A 5,262-nucleotide genomic window follows, 5' to 3' on the forward strand; every position below is an offset into this window, starting at 1 on the left:
CGCGGCGAAATCATCTTCAACATCGAAGGTGATGCTTTGGGGAGTTGGTCATGCTTCGAGCAGTCGCCGCCGTTCAATCTTGCGCGTTGACCCGTGTGATCGTGTCAGCGGTTGGGCTGCTTGGCTTCATTGCGCTGTTTCTGCCGCTGTCGGTCGGCGCACAGCAGTTGCCGAGTGTCAGTGTCGACGATGTGAGCGTGATCGAGGGGAACAGCGGAACGGCGACGGCGCGATTCACGTTTCGATTGTCGGCGGCATCGACACAGACGGTGTCGGTGCGGTTTGCGACGGCGAATGGGACGGCTACGGCGGGGAGCGACTACAGCAGTCGAAGCGGTACGACAACGTTCTCCCCCGGTGAGACCAGTCGGACGCAATCTTTCACGATCAATGGCGACCTTGTTGCAGAGGCTGATGAAACGTTCTTCATCAACCTCAACACGCCGGTCGGTTTGACGATTGCCAAGGGTCAGGGCTCGGCGACGATCCGCAATGATGACGCCGCGACAGGGACGATGCCGGACACGTTCAGTTTCAGCTCGGTGACCGATGCGGTCCCGGGCAGTGTCCAGACGAGCAATGCGATAACCGTCACGGGCATCAATGACGCGAGTCCGATCTCTGTGGTGGGCGGCAGTTACGCCGTGAACGATGGGGCTTTCGTGAGCACTTCGGGCACGGTGACAGCCGGCCAGACAGTGCGAGTTCAACAGACAGCCTCCAACACGGCCGCGACGACCGCTCGAACAACACTGACTATCGGAGGTGTCAGTGCGGACTTCGCCGTGACGACCGCCCAGCCGTCGCTTCCGAGCGTCAGCATCGATGATGTGATGATCACCGAAGGCAATAGTGGTGCGGCGACGGCACGATTCACGTTTCGCTTGTCGGCAGCGTCGAAGCAGACCGTGTCGGTGCGTTTTGCGACGGCGAACGGCACAGCGACCGCGGGCGCTGATTACACAGCAAGGACCGGCACCACGACGTTTGCTCCGGGCGAAACCAGTCGGACGCAGTCTTTCACGATCATCAGCGATACCGTTTCCGAGATTGATGAGACCTTTGTCGTCAACCTGCTCAGCCCGGCCGGTCTGATCATCGCCAAGGGGCAAGGTGTGGCGACCATCATCAATGATGATCAAGCTCCGGATACCATGCCTGATACGTTCGGTTTTGCACCGACTGTCGATGTGCCACTCGGCAGCCTGCAGACGAGCAGCGCGATTACCGTCAGCGGCATCAATGCGGCTGCGCCGGTATCGATCGTCGGTGGCTACTACAGCATCAACGGCAGCGCCTATTCCGACAGCGGCGGCAGCGCGAGCAATGGCGCGTTGATCACGATCCAGGTGATGGCGGCGTATGGATTCTCCGAAACCCGGACGGCCACGCTGAATATTGGTGGAGTGTCTGGCACCTACAGCGTCACGACGCAGACATTCTCGGCAGATGGAACACCGGATGCGTTTGCATTTGAGCCGTCCAACGGAGTTCCTTCGGGTAGCGCGCAGCGCAGCCAGCCGATCAAGGTATCGGGCATCAACGTCGCCGTGCCGATTTCGGTAACCGGCGGCCGGTATCGAATCAACGACGGCGCATTCACCAGCGAGCCCGGCCAGGTGGTCGACGGCGATACGGTGACCGCCGAAGTGCAGGCTTCGGACGAGGGCTCCACGACGAACACGGTGACGGTCAGTATCGGTGGCGTCAGTGCCGATTTCTCTGCGACCACAGTCGGATTCTTTGTCGCCGACCCCAATCCGGATGCGTTCACGTTTGCGCCGACCATCGATGTTGCACCCGGCAGCATCCAGTTCAGCGAAATCGTCATGGTCAGTGGCATCAATACCGCGACCGCAATCTCGATTTCCGGGGGGCGCTACAGCGTCAACGGCGGCGGCTTCACGGCGGCTGTCGGCAGCATCGAACAAGGCGACAGCATTGTGGTGGAACAGATTGCCAGTGAAGCATTCGCGACCAGCACCGAAGCGGTTCTGACTATCGGCGACGTCAGATTCGTCTATGGCGTCACGACGCGCAATGCAGACATCACGCCGGATACCTTCGCATTCGCCCCAGCGGTCGATGCCGCGCTCGGCAGTACCGTCAGCAGCGCAGAGATCACGATTGTCGGCATCGATGAGCCAGTGCCAGTCGCGATCGTGGGGGGGCAATACAGTATTGGAGGCTCAGCGTTTACAGAGAGTGCCGGCGAAATTCGCAATGGCGACGTGATCCGTGTTCGTGTGCTCGGGTCTGCCGCCTATGCGACGACCGTCGCGGCAACGCTGACCATCGGCGGTGTCAGTGCGACCTTCGACGTCACCACGCTAACTGCCGACATCACCCCGGATGCTTTCAGCTTCAAGAGCAATCCGGCCGCATTCCCGCTGCTGGCCACGATCAGCGAACCGGTGATCGTCAGTGGCATCACCGCACCGGTAACTGCCTCGATCAGCGGCGGCGAATACAGCGTCAACGGGGCGCCGTTCCTGACAATGCCGGGGCCGGTCAGCAACGGCGACCGGGTTCGCCTGCTGGTCATTCCCGGCGCCAATCGCGGTGATGTCGCCACCGCAAGCCTGAGTCTCGGCGGTGTCAGCGGCATGTTCACCGTGACGGCTGACGCTCCAGCGGATGATTTCCCGGACGTGCTTACCTTCCGCAATACAACCGGACCGCGAAACTCTCTGGTAAGCAGCGAAGCTGGCTTGATACGCGGCATCAATGTCCCGACGCCGATATCGGTGAGCGGCGGCAGCTACAGTATCAACGGTGGCCCATTCACCAGCGCGCCTTCGACCGTTCGGGGCGGAGATTGGGTGACCTTGCAGATGATCAGCAGCAGCAGTTACAACTCGAAGAAAACGGTGACCTTGAGCATTGGTGGTTCGAGTGCGGCCTGGGCCATGCGGACCGAGAGCGACGCGATGAAGCTGCAGGCCTTTACCTTGGTCAATGCCTCGATGTTTGCTGGGGGACAGGTGCTGCCGGAAAGTCTCCAGACTACGGTGCCGATAACGGTCTACAACCCGCCGGCCGCGACTGCGATCAGCATTGCCGGAGGCAGTTACAGCATCAACGGCGGAGCGTTTAGCTCGGCTGCGGGAACTGTTGTCAGTGGCGACCAAGTGGTGGTGCAGTTTCGAGCATCGGCGAGTTACGCCACGCAGACGTCCGTGACGCTGAATATCGGCACTTACAGCTCAACACTGTCGGTGATCTCGACCATCGATCCGGTGGCAGCCACCCCCACCGAGGAATCCGGCTGTGAAAGCTATGTCTACCGTGATCAACCGCCAGTTCCGCTGCGCATTTTCGTCTGCAAGCCTCCGGGGTGGCAGGCAGCCGATCATCGATCAGCATTGATGCACTGGTTCGGCGGTGGCTTCACGCGGGGCAACGCCGACGCTTCGATGAGTGACGCGCGGTATTGGTCGAGAACCCACGGGATGGTGGGTATCGCCCCGGACTATCGGGTCAATGAACGCTTTGGAACGTACGCATATGTGTCGGCCGACGACGGCCGAGCGGCTGTCAAATGGGTGCAGGATCATGCTGCGGAACTCGGTATCGATCCGGCGCGCGTGGTGGTTTCGGGATCGTCTGCAGGAGGCGGCGTCGCTTTCTTCACAGCAATGCGCAATGCGCCGATCACCGGAACTGCAGCAGACAATCCTGTGCTGCGGCCAGCAGCCGTGCTGACCCGGGCGGGGATTCCCAACACTTCGACCGAGCCGAATGTCCTGGCTTACGGCAGTTCGTTCCGTTTCGGCGCGTTGGCCGCGACCATTTCGCCCAGCGCAAATCTTGACGCGGATTTCCCCCCGGTGTTGATCACGCATGGTGATCACGACACCACGGTCGCCGCTACTCCTAGCGTTCACGTCTGCTCGGCGCTGATCCGCTTGGGGCGAATCTGCGAATTCAACAGCAAGCCTGGGAAGGGTCATGATCTGCTTTCTGACCCTGGCGAAGCGACTCAGCTCCGGGAAGAAACACGGGTATTCCTGACCAAGCTCGGCCTGTTGCCAGCCCTGCGCCAGTAAATCGGGCGCCAGGCAGCGCGCGAGATCCGGCACCTCTGAACCTGCGGCGGCGATGTCGTTGCCTCGCTGCCGCAGACGTGAGCTCCGCCCCGATCATCCGATCTGTCTCCGGCGGCAAAGGCGCGAGCCGCTATACTCCGCCGATTCTTTTGCCGCCCGTCCCATGTCGCAGCCTGCCCGCCACGTTCCGCAAGCCCAGATTCGCAATTTCTCGATCATTGCCCACATCGACCACGGCAAATCGACCTTGGCCGATCGCATCATCCAGATCTGCGGCGGGCTCGAAGAACGCGAGATGCAGGCGCAGGTGCTCGACAACAACCCGATCGAGCGCGAGCGCGGCATCACCATCAAGGCGCAGGCCGTTTCGCTGAACTACAAGGCGAAGGATGGGCTGACCTACCAGCTGAACTTCATCGACACGCCGGGCCACGTCGATTTCTCCTACGAAGTCAGCCGTTCGCTCGCTGCTTGTGAGGGTGCGCTGCTGGTGGTCGACGCTTCTCAGGGTGTCGAAGCCCAGAGCGTTGCCAACTGTTACACCGCGCTCGAGCAGAAGCTCGAAGTGATGCCGGTGCTGAACAAGATCGATCTGCAGAACGCCGAGCCGGAACGAGTCGCGCAGGAGATCGAGGACATCATCGGCATCGAAGCCACCGATGCGCTGCGCATTTCTGCGAAGACTGGCCTCGGCGTCAACGACGTGCTCGAAGCGCTGGTGCTGCGTCTGCCGCCGCCGCACGGCATCGTCGATGCGCCGCTGCAGGCGCTAATCGTCGATTCCTGGTTCGACAATTACCTTGGCGTCGTCTCGCTGGTTCGCGTCGTCAATGGCCGAATCCAGAAAGGCCAGAAGATCCGCGTGATCTCGACTGGCAAGGATTACGAAGTCGGCATGCTCGGTGTCCATTCACCGAAGCGGGTGCTGCGCGATTCGCTGGAGACCGGCGAGGTCGGCTTCATCGTCGCCGGCATCAAGGACATCTTCGGCGCGCCGGTCGGCGATACCCTGACCGAAGCCAGCCGCGCCTCGGTCGAGCAACTGCCCGGTTTCCGTCAGGTACAGCCGCGCGTGTTCGCTGGCATGTTCCCGATCGACGCCGAAGATTTCGAAGATTTCCGCGAAAGCCTGCAGAAGCTGCGCCTGAACGATTCGGCGCTGCAGTTCGAGCCCGAGAATTCCGGTGCGCTCGGCTTCGGCTTCCGCATCGGC

The 5,262-nt window shown here is 61.3% G+C and carries 2 protein-coding genes; both read left to right on the forward strand.

Features of this window, described 5'->3' with window-relative positions; all coding sequences use genetic code 11:
* Window positions 1-95 precede the first annotated feature (95 nt).
* Complete coding sequence (locus tag QZY06_RS16010; protein WP_295686066.1) at window positions 96-4,049, forward strand: Calx-beta domain-containing protein; 3,954 nt, start codon at window positions 96-98, stop codon at window positions 4,047-4,049.
* Between the two features lie 163 nt (window positions 4,050-4,212).
* Window positions 4,213-5,262, forward strand: a 1,050-nt coding sequence (locus tag QZY06_RS16015) for a GTP-binding protein (protein WP_295686065.1), incomplete at its 3' end; no start/stop codon positions are given.

The sequence above is a fragment of the uncultured Nevskia sp. genome (assembly GCF_903885465.1).
Lineage (GTDB): Bacteria > Pseudomonadota > Gammaproteobacteria > Nevskiales > Nevskiaceae > Nevskia.